An 18352-nucleotide genomic window follows, 5' to 3' on the forward strand; every position below is an offset into this window, starting at 1 on the left:
ATAACAATCATGAAGTAAAAAAAGGCGTCTGACGTCATCCCCGGCACTGAGCGGGAGGTGCTGGGATGTTATTTTCGGACGCGGTCGCTGATGTCCGGCATTCAGGCGTCCATCGGCATTCCGGGGATCCGCCTGCCGATCTACACGATCATCGACATGATTGAAACGGCGGAAAACGTGTGGTCCGACTCCTGCGTCTGCGCCATGGTGGATCAATCGCTGGCTGAAAACAGTCAGCCCTCCACGGAGAGCTGACCGGAAGCCGGCCGGGGAAATCAAACGATTTCCGCGTCTCCGGCGATCTCCCATTCGGAGAGAATGTTCTCCAGGAGATAGAAGGAACAGTCGCACAGCGCCTCCAGAGGTATTTCCTCTGGGAATCCGGCAAGTTCCTCATGAACGATCCGTTTCCACTCCGGCTCCCCCGTAAGCAGAACGATCCACGCGGCGGAGAGGGAGTGGCGGATGGTGTTTTTCTCCTCTTTGATGCACGGCGAACAGCCATTCCAGAGCGGGAGTTCCCGAAGCGCGATCTGCTCCCCCGTTTTGCAGTCGGAATGCGGCCGCCACTGCGGTTTGCAGATTCTCCAGTCGGGTGAAAACTCCCTCCCCCCGCGATACCGTTTCCACTCCGGCAGCGCTTCGAGAAAGTGGCGCCCGCTGCAGAGAAGTCCGCAATGTGCTGCCTCCCGCACCTCCGCCAGAAAGGAGATCTCCGTCAGAAGACGCATCGCATACACCGTATGCGTCAGAAACCAGCCCATCCAGAGAGGATTGCCCGCGGTGCCCCCGTTCAGAATCTGCACCCGGCTCTTGCCGAACGGAAGAGGTTCCGTCGCGACACGACGGTGTAACTCGCGGTATGTCGCTTCTCCACTCAGATCCGCCATCACCGCAGTGGCCAGAAGAAGATTGACCGAAGAGACCAGCGCCGCTTCCGGAGTGTCTCCGGAGAGAAAACTTCCACGATCGTATCCGGGGATGTCGCCGGGAATGGTCCAGTTGCGTTTCTGCAGTGCGGTCAGCAGCCGCAGAAGGCGCTCCCGGCACTCCGCCCTCTCCAACTCCGAACTTGCCGGATGCCGCTGGAACTCGTACAACGAAAGCAGCCAGGGCACGACCTGATCGCAGGAACTCGCCGGGTAATGACAGCTGCCGTCTGCACCGATCCCGCGCAGAATGCACCCTTCGGTCTGCACCCTGTCCTGCAGCAGAAAGAGGCCGTGCAGGAGTGTGCGCGCAAACTCCCCTCTCCCCCCGGCAGCCGGGCGACGCAAATTGCGCAGGAGGCCGAGCAGATAATCCCCGGTGAAAAACGCGCCGTTTTCAATCGGCGTCCACCAGCCGAAGGGATTGGGGAAATTGTCGCGACACTCCCCGGGCAGCGGCAGTATCACCTCCCCTGCCGGCCCTGCGTAGTCATAGAGAATGCCGTCCGGAGAGAGGAAACGCCGTTTCAGCTCCTCCTCCACCCGGCGGGAAAGTTCGTTCCAATGGGTCATGTTGTTTCTCCGTCTTTTATTCCATGCTCCAGTGTTCCCGAAGCGAGAGAACTCCCCCCGGATGTTCGGGCAGAGTGGGCGAATGCGACTCCTCCTCGGTCAGCGCATTGTTGATGAAAATATGAACTGGATATTCCCCGTTCAGATCCTTCGCAGGGGTCTGATAGCGGATGCGCATCACGGAGCCCCGGCGACTTTCGGTCCGGATCTCCGGCGGCTCGCTCCAGCAGCGGAACTGCGCAAAGGCGAACCGTTCCGCGGGCGCGGCGGCAAGTTCCAGAACAATCCGTTCCGGAGTTCGCGCAAGGTGCAGAACATTGCCACGCTGTTCAAACAGAAACTTTGCCGGCGGACTCTTACGTTCCGGCGGAAGAACCAGACGGGCAAGCGAAGAGGTTTCCAGTCGAGTGATGCTCCAGATGCCGAGCGATCTCCGATACGGCGCCTTGTTGATGAGCCGGTTTTCCAGCGAGAGCCCGTCCGCTTCGAATTTCAGGCGGTATTCGTAGACAATGCGGAAAAGCGTACTTTCCTGCGATGTCATAACCGCTTCACCCTCGGCGGGAAAAGTGATCGTATAGGGAGCATGCTTCAGAAGCGGATCGTTGGGATAAAAGGCCGGCGACGGATGGAATCGCATGAAATGCCCTCCGCTTCGATCCGGCGTCTTCCCCCGCAGCAGACGGTCGGAGCCGGGAAATACCGTTGTTTTCAGAAGGTTTTCTCCGCCTTTTTTCCGGAATTCAATGACCCGCCCCCCGTATTCCGGGAGAAGCAGCGCTTCGTAACAGCTCCACTCGACGCGCCAGGCGTTTTCAAACCCCTTCCAGCGGACCTTGCGAATCCGGCAGGAGCGCCACTCCGGCGCCGGCGGAACGGGGGGAACGAATGCCAGTTTCCGCTCATGCTCCAGACGGTTCCGCTCCAGCGCCGCTCGGAGTTTTTCCGGAGAGGCGGTATGGAACACCGGCTCCGCCCAGGCGACGCGCTGGAGCCGGAAGCCGTGTCCATACTCGCCGCGCAGTTCCAGCTGATGGACGCCGCGCAGATCCACCTTCACCGGTTCCGCATCCGCGCCGAGCGAAACGGTGCGGTCCAGAACAATCCGATGATCGGCCAGCAGAAGGAACCGGACATCGGTCTTTTCCGGGCGGTCCTTCGGATGCCGCTCCTCGTCGATGCCGATCCGCGCGGAGAAGGCCTCCGCCGTCTGATCCAGGCGATAGACAACGCTGAAGCCGGTGTGGCCGCAGATGCCCCGGGCGAAACTCCTTCCGCCGATTCGAATCGCTCCTTTGCCGCTGAGATTCCGGTTGATCTGCGGCAGGCGCAGCCCATCGGGCGTCCAGCTGTATGCGGCATCGGTCCACGGCACGGAGTCCAGACCGACCTCCGCCGCGCCGCACAGCCGGAGAAGCAAAACGAAGAGAAGACAGAGGGCGGTCCGCATCCGTTATTTTTTCTCCATCGAATCAAGCATCGCTTTCGCCTCCCGGAGAATTTCCGCAGAGCTCATAAGTTCGTTGTGGACGGAAAGTTCCGCAATGTCAATCTGAATCTGCTCTCCCCCCTCCGTTCTGCCCCGGAAAAGCTGAGTGGCAAACAACGGCACCTTCGGATAGAGATTCTCTTTCTCATACTGCCGGATTGACTGCGACGCCACGAGCTCTCCATTCACAAAGAGCTGAAGGTCTCCGGCACGGTTCATGGCAAGCGTGAAGACGGCCCATTTGCCCGGCTCGATCCGGAACTCCTTCTTCATCGGAACGGAGACGAACTTCTTGGCCTTTTCGCTGGAAGAAGCCGCGACAAACAGGCCGTATGCCTGCAGCCCCTCCTTGCCCGCGCGCAATCCGAGACGGATTCCGGGTTTGGTGTGACTGCCGGCGCCGGCATAGAGAAGATACCCCTCGCCCGTGTCCCCCTGCGCGCGGGCCAGTACCGTAAAGGTCAGATTGTCCGTTCCGCAGGATTCCGCCCCGGAGAGCCGATACAGCGTGCTGGCGCCGGGCTGATACCGGGCGATCGTCTTTCCATTTTCCGAAACGGCTTCGACGCCGGTTTTGCTCGAGCCGGTGGAGAAATTCTGATGCAGATTCCGATTCCAGCGGTCTCCGAGGATGGTTCCCGGTTCGACTTCCAGAAGCGTGTCGGCGGCAAGAAAGGCCGCAGAGCACAATACACCGGCAATCCATTGCAGTTTTCCATTCATCATCAGTCCTCCTTGAAAATTTCGATTCCGTTGATGGCGGGATTTCCGCCGGCCTTGATGGTCAGCCATCCCCGTTTCACGTTCACATGTTCCCAACTTGCCGAAGCCGCCGCCTGAAAACCGCCGCCAAGCTGCACCGGATTCAGATTCTTCCGGCTCGTACCGCCGACCTGGAGATGGAAAATCCGGCCGTTTTCGCGGTTCGGTTCATAGGTTTCCGCAAAATGGATCTTCACCGTATAGCGGCCGTCCGGCAGAGGAATCTGGTAGAACATCTGTGTACCGTAGGCTTCGGTGGTGAAGATTTCAGGAACCCCGGTGTTCTTCACCGTGATTTCTCCACGCGAAACGAAGGTTCCGTACTCACAGCCATAGGCGTTGAAGCCGGTGTAGATCTGATCGGCCAGCCAGAGATTGCCGCGGGAATCCGTGAGATCTTCCGGCGCACCGCAGTTGATCCGCGCGACGCCGCGGGTGTTGAGTTCCTGAATAAGCCGCTGCTGTTTCTCCATCTGCGGCTTGCTGTCGAAGAACCGCTTGGCGTAGTAGAGGACTTCAAAATCATCCATCTCCTTTTTCAGCGCGTAGACATCCCGGCGTTCCAGGCACTCCGCAATCCGCTGGAGATTCTCCTTCGGAATTTTTCTGGTGAGAGTACGCTCCCGCAGAATCTGTTCGCCCATCAGGAGGATGGAGCGCTCCGCTTCCGGCGGGAAACGGAAGGCGCCGCGGAACTTCTCCGCACTGCCATCCGCCCGCCAGACCAGAAGCGAGAAGGGCCGGACCGTCAAAGAGTGTTTCCCCGGGCAGGTCTCATCGTAGACAAGATCCTGAAATTCACCGGGATACTCCAGAGTTCCCTCCAGCGGCCACGGCGTGGCGTTGACCAGAATCAGATGGCTGCCGAGCCAGCGGGCGTCGATTCCCCTGACGGAATTCTGCTTCTGCGATTCACCGGTCGGAATGCTGTAGAAGGCCTTGAGGAAACGGCGGGCCTGCTCCCCGTGGGCGGTCGGCAGATTGATGTCGTTCCAGGTGTGGAAGACATGTTTCGGCACATATTCGCGGATGAGCTGGACCAGATCGGCATACCCGAAGTCGCCGACCGGTTTCCGATCGTAGACCGTGACGTTGTTGGAACGCCACCACCACCTTTTCGCGGCGTTCGCATGGGTGCCGATGTTCTCGTTGAGTCCGGCGCAGTTGAGGGCAAGCGCATCGTTTTTCCGGTAAAGTTCGCGGGAGCCGCGGTTGGTGTTGCGCCCGTACAGATAGAGATCGGCGTTGTTTTCGAGTCTCCGGGCGGTGTTTGCCGTGGCAATGAGGATGACGCCATCTTTTTTCTCTTTTCCGTAGAGCTCCTGCGGGAAGCCGGCCTCTCTCTGAATCCGCGCCATGTATTCATCGCGAACCTGCGGACGGATCCCCGAGGTATTGAATGCATTCCGCTCCGCCGTGGCTTTCGCCGGCCACGAGAAGAGTTTCCACTTCTGCTTGCCGGAGCTGACGATCTGCCGCATTTCGAGCAGTTTCTCCCGGATCTTTCTGCCGCGCCATCCGAACCACTGTTCTCTGTATTTTCCCGTCAGAAGTTCATAGCGTGCGGCAAAACGCTCTACGCCGGTACGCGGCAGGTTGAGCCGGACTCCCGTCTCCTTCTCGAACTGCTCCACGGAGTCATCGTCATAGCCGACCTCCACGGCCTCCATATTGCTGTACGAAGGGAATCCGGGCAGCCACCAGCTGCCGTTCAGCGTGACGAGCCCCTCCACATCGCCGACCCCGTCATAGCGTGCGTAAAGCTCTTTCAAAAGGTCGGTAACGCTCCACCAGACAACTGGATTCATGCAGTTGAGCCCCATTCCGTTGTAACCGATCACCTGCCGTCCGAAGCGGTCGATCATGTAGACGGAACGCTTCCTGCCGGCATGAACCTGCGCGTCGGTGGTGTCGAAAGCGCCCATTGCGTCAAGTGCGGAGGAACGCATATATTCAAAGCCGACAAAAGTCTTGATGTTGTTGTGGCGGTACAACTTCAGGAGCGCGTAATAGTAGTCGAACCGGTCGTTGTTCAGCACGCTTCGGGAGTGACGCGAAGAGAAGACCCCGTTCTCGTACATGTAGGCCCCTTCGACGCTGGCGTTATGCCCCTGAAAGCGGAGGAACTGAATCTTCCGCGCGATCGCCCGGTAGGCATTGAGCCAGGCCCCGTCGTAATACTGCACCAGGTGAGCTTCCGTCCCGTAGGCGACCGCGTCCCGGTAGGATCCCCAGGCGTTGAAGATGAGCCGTTCGTTGTGATTTCCGTAGGTGCGGTCGGTCTTCGGCAGTTTGAGAGCGGGCAGTCCGCCCTCGACCGCGTAGATGTTGATCTCGCAAACCGCCGCCGGAATGCCGACCCGTCCGTTCTGGACAAGCAGTGTGGTGTTCTTCGTGCCGGGGAAGAAGACGTAGCGGAACTTTTTCTTCCCGTTGCTGAGCGGATAGAGATCTCCCGTGGAAACCGTTCCGCTGGCGTTCGGCCACGCCTTGCTGCCGACAGGGGGAGTGTTGTGCTCCATGCCCACCGGAATGGTTTCCAGAACCGCGCTGTAGATATAGCGGTCCGCATCGTCCGGAATGACCAGTTCCGCAATCATCGCCTCTCCGGTGGAGGGCAGATCCAGCTTGTAGCAGAAGTAATCCAGCAGACCGCGGCCGGTTTCCCGATATGTCATGCCGTTCCGGGTGACAACCTTCCCGACGTTGAGAGCCGGTTTGGAGATTCTGCCGGTATGATCCAGGAAGGTGTCCGGTGCGGGATTCGGATCGGTACAGTCGATCTTCTGAACGAGCCGGAGGCGTTTTTCCAGCTCCTGTTCGAACTCCTTGAGTGCGAATGCATCCTGCGCGATCGGCCCGGCGATGATCATCTCGCCGCGGCGGGAATCGAGCGTCTTCTCTCCGGAGCAGAGCGTCCAGAGTGTACGGTAGGCGCCGGTTTTCCGCAGTTCCGGCCGGACGGTGAATACCCGGAAATCGCCGTCCACGCGCGATTGCTTCACCGTCAGCGTCTCCTGAAGCTGATTGCTGTCGGCTTCCCGAATCTCCAGCTTGAGCACCGGTTCCGCCAGTCCGGCCGGGACGCGCACCTGCCACGCAATCTCTCTGTCATAGTCGAAAACAGGATATTTGACCCCCTCCTCGCGGACGTCGAGAAGCCCCATATGATCGGGCGCAAATCCGGCGGAAATCTGCGTCCGGTTCGGCAGATAGGAGAATCCGGCCGGCCGGAGCACAGGAGCTTTCCAGGAGGTTGCGGCAAACTCCGGCTTCTCCCATCCGGCGGGCGCCTGATAGCTCCACCGCCACTCCCGGTCGCCGGGAATGCGCAGAAGTTCGCCGTTGCGCCCGATGACGACCCCCTCCAGCTGAATGGAGGAGTTCTGCGAGAGACCGCCGTAGAACTGGTCGCGGAAGGCAATCACATTCTTCCCCTGCCGGAGGTGCTTTGCAAGATCGAAGGTCTCGACGCCGGTCCGTAAAATGTGCTGACCGGAAGCAATTTTGACGCCGTTGACGAAAAGGTCGTAATTCCCGGTCTTGTGCATCCAGGAAAGTTTGGCGGCAATCGGCCGGAAGGGAATCTCGATTTCCCTGCGCCAGAAAAGATTTCCGGAAAACGGCACAATCCGGATCGATTGGATACGGACATTCGCCCCGGGGGTGCGGCATTCGATTTTCAGCCCCTGTGCGATCTGAGGAACCGGGTACCCGATCCACCCGATCTTGCGGACAAACTTCTGCGGCCCCTTCCCCGTAACCGAGAAGAACTGATTGTTCGCGTAGAACTTGGAATCCCCGGAGGAACGGGAGATCATCCAGTCGGTTTTCTCGACATCCTGCTCGATTTCCAGTTCAATTCTCCAGCCGTTGGAGCGGTCTTTGCCCCAGCCGGCGCCGAAGCGGATGGCTGGAGTTTTCGTATCGCCGGGTCCGGCGCCGAACAGCATGCTCCACCCCCGTTTGCCGGTGTGAAACGAAAGCGCCCCGTCGGCAATCCGGTACGGTGCGGAGGTCTGGATGCTGAATTCCCGGAACAGGTCCGACGTAAAGACAAACGGCTTTCCATACTGGATGAGGAAGAAATCTTCCGCTGTTTCAAAAAGCTCCTCCGGGCGAATTTTCCGGGAGGCATCCATAACGCTGGTTCTCCAGAGATTGTTCTCCTTCGGATTTACGGCGACGCCCATGGTGCTCCCCGGTGTATAGAGCAGCTCCTGCGCGAACAGCAGGAACGTCCAGAGGAAAAGGCCTCCTCCCAGCAGATATCGTTTCATACAGACTCCTTTCATGAGTTCGAACCCTTTCTATTCCAGCCAGCCGATTCCGACGCCATAAATCCGCCATCCGGCACCGGTACTGGTTTTTATCGTGTAGGAGATCTGGCCGACGTGACCATCCAGATACTCCACATTGCAGTATCCGCCCGGCAGCCAGACACCGCCGGGGCGAAGTTCGGTGCTTCCCCCCGGTCCATGAACCTGATAGTAGTGGCGGTCGGGCGATGGAATAACGGGACGCCCCCAGTCGCTCTCCACCAGCAGGTAACGGCTCGCCGGCCGGGGAATGCGGGCGCTGTTGAGATAGTGATTCGCATAGTTCTGATACTGATCTCCTCCGGATGTGACGCCGTCCAGACGGGCAAGACTGGTGATCATGCCGTAGCTGATTTTCGGCTCCATGCAGCGGAGAATTCTGGCGTTGCCGAAATTGGCGCCGCTGCCGCTCTCCTTCTCCACGGAAATCAATTTTGCCGCCCAGAGTTTCCCCATCCAGTTTTTCTGATTTTCCGGATAATCATTCGCCTCGTCCAGTCCGGCGGGCAGCCGTCCGAAGAGCTGGTCGTACTGGGCCATGGCGAGTCCCAGCTGTTTCAGATTATTTTTGCAGGCGGCGCTCCTGGCCGTCTGACGAGCGGAATTCAATGCCGGCAGAAGAAGTCCCGCCAGAATTGCAATGATTGCAATAACGATTAAAAGTTCTATCAACGTAAAATTTTCAGCCCGTTTCATACTAGTTCCCTTCATACTTTATCCTTATTCTGAACGGCTCATAATATGGATCCTTCAATTGAGCGCAGCGATATTCGCGCAACTCATCGAGGCTCATCAGGCGAACAGGTTCTTTCAAATGAGCGACCGGCTCTTTCGGGTTCTCCAGCATCCGGATCATCCGGCTGACGATACCGGAGAGCCTGATTTTGTAATCGGAAACCGTTACCGCAATGACGCGGGGATCGTCGATAAAATCGCTGGGCAGAGAGTAGCTGTAGCAGAGATACGGCATCGGAATGCCGAGTTCCCGGCATCGGGCGCGCAGGAGTCTGGCATAAATGCTGGAATCGGAGGCAACCGCATCCGGCGGCGTATCGTTCAGATAGGGGAAGTCGTCGGAAGTGGTCGCATAGCGCCCTCCGACAATCTTGATTCCATAGGCTTCCAGTTCTTTTTCCAGAATGTTCGCCCAGGATTCATGTGCAACGACAACCTTGCGACAACCATATTCATACAGTTTTCCGGCACACTGCTTCAGCGCCTCCTCGCGGGCAAGTTCCATGCTCTGGAACTCCGGAGCGGCGGAGCTCAGCTGAAGAATCGGATAGTTCTGAAGGTTGAGGGATTTCAGAAAATCCGCAGGGAAGAGTCGCAGAGCATAGAAAATTCCGTCGGTCTGACGGGCGATCAGGTTGGCAAGCACTCGCTTTTCCTCTTCCGGATCATAATGGGTGATGCCGATGAGGAGCTGATAGCCGTAACGGGAGCACTCATCGAGAAGAGTCTGCGCGAAGAAACTGCTGTAGTCGCTGCAAAGATCCGCCACGACAAGCCCGAGGGTTTTGCTTTTTCCTTTCCTCAGAGCCCGTGCGGTTGCTGACGGAGCATAGTTCAACTCCTTCACCGCCGCATCGATTTTCCGCTTTGTGGATTCTGCGATTCGTGCCGCCAGAGGGCGGTTGTTCAGATACAACGACACGAGAGAGGAGGAAACCCCGACCCGTTTTGCAATATCTTTGATGGTTGCCCGCATTGGCCTGCCCTGTTGTGTTGTTAAAACGTTTGAACAAAAATATTATAGCATCGATTTTCCTCTTTGACAAGAGAAGAATTTGAAAAAAAACAAAAAAATTCATCTTCAAGATCGGGGAAAAATGCAGATCACCTTCCGGCAATGCGCCCCTCCCTTCCCCGCGTCCAGGAGGCCTATTATAACATGCGCCTCACCGGTTTCTGACGGGATACCACCGAAGAAAAAAAATCGAGACTAGGTCTCAAGAAGATCACTTCATTTCTCTTTATACATTACAGAATTACTCCATTTTTTCCTCAATAACATTGTGGATATTTTTTTATTAAAACTTTGTTAAACCTATTGACATGGCCACAAAAATGCAGTATAATAAAAGCAACAGGCAAAAGGAGATTCCATGTCGGATAAACTGCAAGGCGCAAGGGAATATATCCTGCGGAAGATCGAGGACGGCTCCCTGCCGGGCGGCACCAAGCTGCCGGCGGCGCGGGAGTACGCCGGAAAGTGCGGCGTCTCTCTTGCCATCATGCAGATGGCGTTCACCTCGCTGACCAGCGACGGCATCCTCCACAGCGTTCCCCGGCAGGGGACCTACGTGCGGGAAGACTGGCGAAACCGGATACTGCCGGGCAGTTTTCAAACCTTCCGTCCGGTCTGGAAGGAGGTTCTGGGCGATCTGATCGCCCGCGACTTGCCGAATGTCAGAGTGTGCGACAAATTCAAAAAAGGCATGTACGAGATCGTCACCACCTGGACCGCACAGTTCCGGCAGGAGGAGTACCTCGATCTCGCCGGATTTCTGGAGGAGGTCTATCCGGACCGCAGTGACTTCTTCATGTCGCAGTTTCACTCCGCCTGCTCCCGGGAGGGGAGGCTCTATGGCATTCCGCTGATCTTCTCGCCGTGGGTCATCGCCTGCAACGTCGATATGATCCGCGCCGCCGGAGCGGAGGTTCCGCAGCCGGGGTGGTTGTGGGAGGATTTCCTGACGCTGGTGCGCCGGCTTCGGAAGATCTATTCCGCCGATCAGACCCTCTCTCTTCTGCCGCTATCAAGTTTGTGGGTCAATCTACTCTTCCGCTCCGGCGGCGCAATCATCGTCCGGGAAAACGGGCAGTATGAGGTCCGGCTCGACGATCCCCGGACGCTGAACGGATTCCGGCGCATCTTCGAATTGCAGCAGCTCCTCGGCGGGGAGCGGCACATCACCACCTTTGCGGAAGCGACACAGGCGTTTCTGAACGGCGAAACCGCACTGTTCAGCGGTACGCGCGAAGATATGAACTTTCACTCCACGATGAACTGGACCTGTGTTCCGCTGCCGCTGGTTCCCGGCGGCAGCGACCGGCAGCGGCAGGCGAGCGATCTCTTCTGCGTCCGGAAGCAGGTCAACAATTTCGACGAGGTGAAGGCGATGCTCCGGCTGCTGCTCTCCTCCGAGGTTCAGGAGAAGCTGGGGAAAATCCGCTACGGCATCCCCATCCGGCGTTCCGCGGCCATTCACAGCATCGACGAGGAGGATCCGCGCGATTCGATTTTTTTCTCGGAAATGGCGCGGATTGCCCCCGACTGCACCCTCGCCTGGCCGGAACTCTACCGGATGGTGTTCCGCTGCATGGACCGCATCTGGGAAGACCATCTGACACCGGAAGAGGTCGTGCCGGAACTCGCATCCGCCATGCGGGTGTTCATTCGTTACAATATGCCGCAGGCTGCTGCCGCTCCGGCATTTTTCACACAAAAGGAATAGTATCGTGAGAAATTCTGGCAACACAAGAATCCAATGGGAGAAAAAGAAAATGAAAAAGAATTTTACGCTGATTGAACTTCTTGTCGTAATAGCGATTATCGCAATCCTGGCATCCATGTTGCTGCCGGCTCTGAATAAAGCCCGCGCCAGAGCGCAGACGACGACCTGTCTGTCAAACTTGAAACAGTGCGGAACCGGGCAGCTTTCCTATGCGGATGACAATCATGGTTACATGCCCATCTACCTCTCCTCGCTGATGAAGAACGGCTCCTTTCGCTGGGGGCACGCGCTGATGAACTGGAAATACAACAACGACGGTTCCAAAAAACTGTTCGGCGGCACAGCCTATCTCTCCAACGAGCGCTCCATCACCTGCCCCACGATGCGCGCCATCGAAAATCCCGACACCAGCACCGCCTACATGTACGGCATGGTACAGCTCGGCTGGGATACCACCACCGCACGTCTGAACGAGATGGGCGGCAAAAGCATTTTCGTTGCGCTCGACGAGAAGGATTCCAGCGGAATGCGGATCTTCGTCGGCCTGGCCTCGAAAAAGTTCAGACAGCCGTCACGCACCATCATCATGGGCGATTCCGGCTTTCCCGTCACCCAGGCGGAATTCGGCTACTGTTACTCGCAGATCAAAAACAATGCGTTTGAAGGAGTCAAAGCGGCCGGGTTCACGCTTCGCCACAGCGGAATCTGCAATGTGCTCTACGGCGACGGACACGTTTCGTCGCTCAGCAAGAGCGAGCTGAAATCCTCTCTCAACGCCCCTACCGCGATCTATAACGAATATGGAGTGCCGACCAACTGAGCGTGAACGGTGCGCCTCCGCCAACCGGATTTCCAAAACAGTCAATCGGGAGAAAATGGTGATGAACATGAGAACACACTGCGGCGCTGCCCTGCTGGCCGCGCTGCTCTGCACAGGCCCGGCACTCCTCCGCGGGGCAACCACGCCGGAATGGAAAGCCGATCAGCTCCAATGGAGACTCACCCGCTACTGCAAGATGGTGCAACGAGACGGGAAACAGTTCCTGCAGATCCGCGTTCCGAAACAGGCGAAGGAGATTCGCGCACAGAACTGCGCATTCGCCACCATCGACCTGAAGCCGTTCGCCGGGAAAAGTTTCCATGCGTCGGTCCGACTGCGCGGCCGCGATATTTCCAAACCATTCCAGCCGTTCAACGGTGTGAAGGTTCTGCTCTACTATAAAACGCCGAACGGCGGAGAGAACTGGCCCGGCGCGGATCTCCCGGTCGGCACGTTCGACTGGCGAACCGCCACCTTTTCCACGGAGCTGCCGCGCAATGTGAACGAGGGTGTGTTCCGGCTCGGCCTGCAGGAGAGTTCGGGGGAAGTGGAGTTCGACCTCTCCACGCTCCGTCTCGGAGCGCCGCCGGAGGAAAAGGAGGAGTATCTCCCGCTTACCCCGGAGCTGGAAAAGGAACTGACCTTGATCGAATCGCGCATGCGGAACGCTCTGCTCGCCGTCGCCCCGGTTCCGGCGTCCGAGGCGCGGGAACTGCTCGCCGCCCAGCGTCCGGAGGGCACGTTTGCCGGAATCGACTACCGGGACGACAACCGTTCCATCTGGCAGGTGGCGCGCCATCTCCGAAATGCCCTGAACCTCGCCCGGGTATGGGCTTCGCCGAACCACGAACTCTACCATGACAGAGCGGTCGGTGAAGCGGTCCGCAAGGCGGTGGCGTGGTGGGGCAAGGAACAGCCACGCAGTTCGAACTGGTGGTGGAACGACATGTCGATTCCGCAGACGATGGGCAACATCCTGCTTCTCGCCCCTGAACTCTTTCCGCCGGGAGAGGTGCGGAACAATGCGCTGGCGGTCTGCCGTCAGGCGAAGTTTCTGCCGCGCTACACCGGCAACAACCGGGTGTTCATCGCGCAGAACATCTTCCGCCGCGCCCTGCTCGAGCGCAATGTCGCCCCACTCTCCCGTGCGGCCGGCGTCATTGCCGAAGAGATCCGGATGGCTCCGGTCGAAAACAAGACCGGCTGGGCCTTCGGCGGAATCCGTGCCGACGGCTGCTATCATCAGCACGGCCCGCAGATCCAGTTCGGCAACTACGGCGGCGAATTCTTCGCCAACGTCGGCTACTGGGCGAACATCTGGAAAGGAACCCGCTGGCAGTACACGCCGGAACAGTGGCAAATACTCCGCCACCTCTCATTCAACGGTTTTCAGTGGGTGCTCTGGAAGGGGCGGATGGATCTGCTCGCCTGCGGCCGCCAGCTGGGGGAAAACGCCGCCGGCTCCAAAGGCCGGCGTGCGCTGACCGCATTCCGGCAGCTTCGCGACGCCGATCCCGGCGACAGCGCCCCATACGACGCGGTGCTCGAACGCAACCGGACCGGGCAAAACACGCTCGTCGGCAACCGGCACTTCTGGAACTCCGACTACATGGTGCACCGCCGTCCGGAGTGGTACGCGGCGGTCCGGATGAATTCGGTGCGGGTGCGGCCGATCGAGGATGACACCAACTGGGACAACGCGCTCGGGCGCTACCTCTCTGACGGGGCCTGTCTGGTGATGCGTTCCGGTGAAGAGTACGCCGACATCACCCCCTGCTGGGACTGGACCCGGCTCCCCGGGACCACCCTGCCGAAGACGCCGGTGTACACGCCGGAAGAGAGCAGGAAACGGGGCTTGCGCTCCGGCGGGGAACCGCCCCGCTGGACTCACAGTGTAAAGTTCCGTCAGATCGGCGAGACCGAATTCGTCGGCGGCGTAACCGACGGCACCCGCGGCGCGGCGGTCTTCACAATGAACCTCGACGGCGTCAAGGCGAAGAAGGCGTACTTTTTCGACACCGACGCGATCTATGAACTCGGCTGCGGAATTACCTCGACCAGTCCGTATCCGGTGGCGACGACGGTGAACAGCTGTCTCCGGCGCGGCGCGATCAAGCAGGGGAAGAACTGGGTTCACCACGACGGCATCGGATACCGCGGCGAAGGGATGAAGCTCGAAACGGGGAAACGCCCCGGTGACTGGCGCTATCTTGTCGGCGGGATTCAGAAGCCGGCGCCGGTGGAAAAGGATCTGTTCACCCTGACGATCGACCACGGCATGAAGCCGGTGAATGGCTCCTATGCGTTCGCAATCCTGCCGGGAGCGACGCCGGAGGAGACCGCGAACTGGAACCGGGGGAAATTCCTCGTCAACAACGACACCTGTCAGGCGGTGGAATTCAACGACGGCACAATCGGTGCAATCTTCCACGCGCCGGGGAAGCTGGGGCGGTTCGAAACGAAATCACCCGGCCTGTTTCTGATCGGCAGGAAGCGGGTATTTGCGGCTGATCCTTCCGCGCGCCTGGCGGAAATCACCATCCTGCTCGACGGCGTATCGCGTCAGCTCCGCCTGCCCGACGGCGAACAGGCGGGCAGTTCCGTCGCGGCCGACTTCTGATTCACAGCGGCTCACCGCGGGAGAGAGTGCGCGGTGCGCTCCCCCGCGAGGAGGCGCTGGATCGCCGAGGAAGGCCCTCCTTCCGGAACCGGCCGGATTGCGTCAGCAACTTCAGTAGCGGTTGCAAAGCACGCTCCGTGCCGGAGAAACGGGTCGCCCCCGGAGAAATCAGCGCGGTTTGAGTCGACGTCCGCCGAACTCGTCATTCCCCTCCCCCGGGATTCTGATCCGCCTCCCGATGCAGACCAACGGGTTCCATTCCACCTCCCTTTCCTTCCGGGAGTCGGCTGGAAATGGAGGGATTTCGCCGGTACTCCAATGGCGTAACGCCATGAAACCGGTGAAAATTCCGCGTAAAGTAGTTGGAATCCGGGTAGCCGCAGAGGACCCCGATTTCCGCCACATGGTAATAGGGATTCAGCAGCAGTCTCCGGGCGTGCATCATCCGGATTGAGGTGAGATAGGTGTTGATTCCGGTCTGGAACCGTTGCCGGAAGAGGGCGGCGAGATGACTGCGGCTCAACCCCGCCGCCTGCGCCAGCGTCGATACGTCGAGCGGCTCCATGTAATGATTTTCCAGAAGATCCAGCGCCCGTCGCAACCCGGGATGACAGTTCAGAAGATTCTTCTGCCCCATCTCACACGCCTCCAGCCGGAGCCAGAGCGCGGCAAGAAGCGCGTTGGCCGCCTCGTGGGTGTGGTTGTTCCACAGCTCCAGCAGATCCTGAAACCACCGGCCGATCAACGGATCATCGCTGACGTCGATCGTCCGCAAATCGGTGCGGAACCGCCGGCCGTTCACCTGCATGACCGCGTAATAGGTCTCGCAGTCGGCTGTGAGGTTTTTCTGCTGATGCATGAGCTCCGGCGGAGTGATGCAGACCATTCCGGCCCGGGTGGTCAGAAAGGTGTCATCGCGAAACCGGGTGACGCATTCGCCCCGGGCGGTATAGACCAGTTCCGTCCCCCAGTGGGAGTGTTCCGGAATCGGCTGATTGTCCCAGTAATGACCAGCGTAAAAGAAGGTAATTTCAAAATCCATTCAGCAGAAGAACTCCACAGATCATCCATTTGTGCTATTATAACATCATTTATTCACATTGTCAAGTCTTGCTTTTGACACAAAAATCCGCTATAATTTTATAAACGACGATTCCGGGATGGACAACCAGGAGAATTGCCATGCTCTCATCGACTGTTCCCGACAGGCGGCGACGCCTGTCAGCCGGTTCCGCGGGGAGTTTCACCCTCGTTGAACTTCTGATTATCATTGCGATCATCACCATCCTCGCCGCCCTGCTCCTGCCCGCCCTGGGCAAAGCGCGGGAAAAGGGGCGGAGCGCCCACTGCATTTCCAACCTGAAGCAGATCTCCACTCTCTGGTTTTTGTATTTTGACCTCTACGACTACAATCTGCCGATCACCGGCTCAGCGGAGGTCTCCTACGCCCGCTGGCACGACTATCTGTTTCTCTACATCGAGAACGGCAGTCCCGGCAAAACTCTGACGCAGAAACTTTACATCGACCCGGCAACCTTCCGGCCGCGCGCTCCGTTCTTCTGCCCCTCCAATCTGGGCGGACCGGCGACGGCGGCGAACATGGATGAAAATCATTATCAGCTCAACCAATATGTATCCGGCACCAGCGGAAACTGCTGTCGCCGGGTGAAAACGCCCTCGCGGCGCTTCTTCGTCGGGGAGACCTGCGGCGGCGGCACCAAACGGATTCAGCCGGGGAACAATACGCTGCGATTCTCCCACAACAGCACGGCGCAGTTAACCTTTCTGGACGGCCACGTGGAGACACGCCGTCCTCACGAATTTCCTGCCAACGCCTACAAAAACTATTTCTGGGGACAACTGCTGAATGACTGACACCATCAAAATTCTTCTGTTTTCCACCGCGCTGGCCTGCGCCGGAGCGGAGCCGGACTTTCCACGTCTGACCGAGATTCCCGCCTCGCTCCGGCTGCCCGCCGGCGCCGCTCTCGCCGTCGGCGCGGACGGCAGTTATCTGGTCGACGGGAAACCCCGCTTCCTCCTCGGGATGCAGGTCAATCACAACTACCTGGCCGATCTATTGCCCACCTCGGGATATCCGGCCTCGCTTCGCTGGATCTACGAGCAGCCGCTGAATTACGAGCGGGCGCAACGGCTCGGATTCGACACGATCGCCGTGTTCAATCTTCCCGGGTTCCTGCAACGCTACCGCCCGGACTTCCAGCTCCCTGTTCTGCGCCGGGAAAACATCGCCCTCAATCGGGAAACCTGGGGCGCCGGGCTGCCGCTCTACGTCGACTTCACCTGTTTCCCCTGGACCAACGGCGCTCTGGCCGACCACAAGCAGTTGAAAGGGACGTTGCCGGAAGAGGCCGTCAACCAGTTCCGGAACGGCAGCGGCAACCACTGGATGCCCTACAACGTCAACCATCCGGCCGGACGCGCCGCCTATCGTGCCTACTGGCGGGAGGGGACGCAATTCGCCCTCCGGAACGGCAGCCCCGTCGTCGCCTACGAAATCTTCAACGAACCGGCCTACGACGATCCCGGGCCGTACAATCGAAAGTTGTTTCAGAAGTTCCTCCGTGAAAAATACGGCGACATCGAGCGGCTCAATGCGGTCTACCGTGCCGCCTATCCCTCCTTCGAAAAGGCGGCGGCATTCCGTCACAAGGCGGAGAATCCCGCGCTCTTCGTCGACTGGTCCAAGTTCATGGAACACTCCTTCGTCGAACTCTGCCGGCTCGGGCGCGACACCATCACCGAACTCGATCCCGACGCCCGGGTCACCCTGCAATCGCTCGGGCGAAACAGCTACCGTGTCCTGCCGCAGAGCAATGTCAATCTCTATGAGATCAGCAAGGTTCTGAACGCGGTGACCACGCCGACCGGCGGCAGCGCAAAGGTGAGCGGCCTGCTGACGGCACCGGCCCGGGAGAGCGTGGCGACGCCCGACAGCGGCCGGGGGGAAGGCTTTCTTTCGCGTCACTTTCTCCGCGCCATCGCCGACGGGAAACCGATCCACAACAGCGAAGCCTACACCGGGAAAAACGGCCGGGAAACCTTTTACACCATCTGGCGCGATCTGCTGCTGGGGAGCAACGCCACCTACCTCTTCGAATGGTCGAAACGGGCCTGGGATTTCCATCCCGCCGGTTCCGCGGAGGGAGGCAGAAAGGTGGCGGAGCGCTATCCGTGGATGATCCTCAATCCCTACGCCTACGCGCCGGCGGAACTCACCTCCTTCCATGTTAGGTTTTGTCAAGCCACTTTTGTAACTTTTTTCCAGTTTTTCTTATATTCGAAGCGTAATTCCCCTTACCCATGTAACCATAGGTGTCGTTTTTTGCTAAAATCAAAACTTATTGTATCTCTGTTT

Annotated in this window: 12 protein-coding genes and 1 pseudogene; 6 read left to right on the top strand and 7 right to left on the bottom strand. The window is 58.8% G+C overall.

The features are described 5' to 3' along the window. Positions 1 to 60: 60 nt before the first annotated feature. Positions 61 to 255, top strand: a pseudogene (locus ACMLHG_RS07810) (dicarboxylate/amino acid:cation symporter); the annotation flags it as partial. Positions 256 to 275: 20 nt separating this feature from the next. Here ACMLHG_RS07810 and ACMLHG_RS07815 read toward each other — a convergent pair. Genes ACMLHG_RS07815 through ACMLHG_RS07840 form a run of 6 tightly spaced genes read right to left on the bottom strand, consistent with a single transcriptional unit; the run spans position 276 to position 9783 of the window. Next, a complete protein-coding gene (locus tag ACMLHG_RS07815) occupies positions 276 to 1502 on the bottom strand; it encodes a hypothetical protein (protein ID WP_417170141.1) in 1227 nt (408 codons plus the stop codon). A 16-nt stretch (positions 1503 to 1518) separates the two neighbouring features. After that, positions 1519 to 2952: an NPCBM/NEW2 domain-containing protein gene (locus ACMLHG_RS07820; RefSeq protein WP_417170142.1), complete on the bottom strand. Its 1434-nt coding sequence runs from the start codon at positions 2950 to 2952 to the stop codon at positions 1519 to 1521. Between the two features lie 3 nt (positions 2953 to 2955). Further along, complete coding sequence (locus ACMLHG_RS07825; protein WP_417170143.1) at positions 2956 to 3717, bottom strand: LamG-like jellyroll fold domain-containing protein; 762 nt, start codon at positions 3715 to 3717, stop codon at positions 2956 to 2958. Next, positions 3717 to 8033 carry a malectin domain-containing carbohydrate-binding protein gene (locus ACMLHG_RS07830; protein WP_417170144.1) on the bottom strand — a complete coding sequence of 1439 codons (4317 nt, stop codon included), beginning with the start codon at positions 8031 to 8033 and terminating at the stop codon, positions 3717 to 3719. The genes ACMLHG_RS07825 and ACMLHG_RS07830 overlap by 1 nt, the downstream gene beginning before the upstream one ends. 30 nt (positions 8034 to 8063) lie before the next feature. Continuing rightward, the gene (locus ACMLHG_RS07835) at positions 8064 to 8768 is read right to left on the bottom strand and encodes a DUF1559 domain-containing protein (protein ID WP_294436287.1); all 705 of its coding nucleotides are present in this window, start codon (positions 8766 to 8768) and stop codon (positions 8064 to 8066) included. Position 8769: 1 nt separating this feature from the next. Further along, entirely contained in the window at positions 8770 to 9783 is a 1014-nt protein-coding gene (locus ACMLHG_RS07840) for a LacI family DNA-binding transcriptional regulator (RefSeq protein WP_417170145.1), read from the bottom strand. A 397-nt stretch (positions 9784 to 10180) separates the two neighbouring features. Between ACMLHG_RS07840 and ACMLHG_RS07845 the strand changes: the two genes are divergently transcribed. From ACMLHG_RS07845 to ACMLHG_RS07855, 3 genes are all read left to right on the top strand, one after another. After that, complete coding sequence (locus tag ACMLHG_RS07845; protein ID WP_417170146.1) at positions 10181 to 11533, top strand: extracellular solute-binding protein; 1353 nt, start codon at positions 10181 to 10183, stop codon at positions 11531 to 11533. A gap of 49 nt (positions 11534 to 11582) precedes the next feature. Beyond that, complete coding sequence (locus ACMLHG_RS07850) at positions 11583 to 12353, top strand: type II secretion system protein (RefSeq protein ID WP_417170147.1); 771 nt, start codon at positions 11583 to 11585, stop codon at positions 12351 to 12353. Between the two features lie 61 nt (positions 12354 to 12414). After that, positions 12415 to 14973 (top strand): polysaccharide lyase family 8 super-sandwich domain-containing protein, encoded by a 2559-nt coding sequence (locus tag ACMLHG_RS07855; RefSeq protein WP_417170148.1) that lies wholly within the window; start codon positions 12415 to 12417, stop codon positions 14971 to 14973. A gap of 202 nt (positions 14974 to 15175) precedes the next feature. Here the strand turns inward: ACMLHG_RS07855 and ACMLHG_RS07860 are convergent, their stop codons facing one another. Continuing rightward, positions 15176 to 16015 carry a helix-turn-helix domain-containing protein gene (locus ACMLHG_RS07860; protein WP_417170149.1) on the bottom strand — a complete coding sequence of 280 codons (840 nt, stop codon included), beginning with the start codon at positions 16013 to 16015 and terminating at the stop codon, positions 15176 to 15178. 140 nt (positions 16016 to 16155) lie between these two features. Here ACMLHG_RS07860 and ACMLHG_RS07865 point away from each other — a divergent pair, with 140 nt between their 5' ends. Together ACMLHG_RS07865 and ACMLHG_RS07870 are read left to right on the top strand one after the other, a co-directional pair. Further along, entirely contained in the window at positions 16156 to 16848 is a 693-nt protein-coding gene (locus ACMLHG_RS07865) for a hypothetical protein (RefSeq protein WP_295811566.1), read from the top strand. Continuing rightward, positions 16841 to 18352: beta-galactosidase (locus ACMLHG_RS07870; RefSeq protein WP_417170150.1), on the top strand; the 1512-nt coding region annotated here is incomplete at its 3' end. The genes ACMLHG_RS07865 and ACMLHG_RS07870, both read left to right, overlap by 8 nt.

Origin of the sequence: Victivallis sp., from assembly GCF_048170485.1 — a bacterium.
In the GTDB taxonomy this organism is placed as follows: Bacteria; Verrucomicrobiota; Lentisphaeria; order Victivallales; family Victivallaceae; genus Victivallis.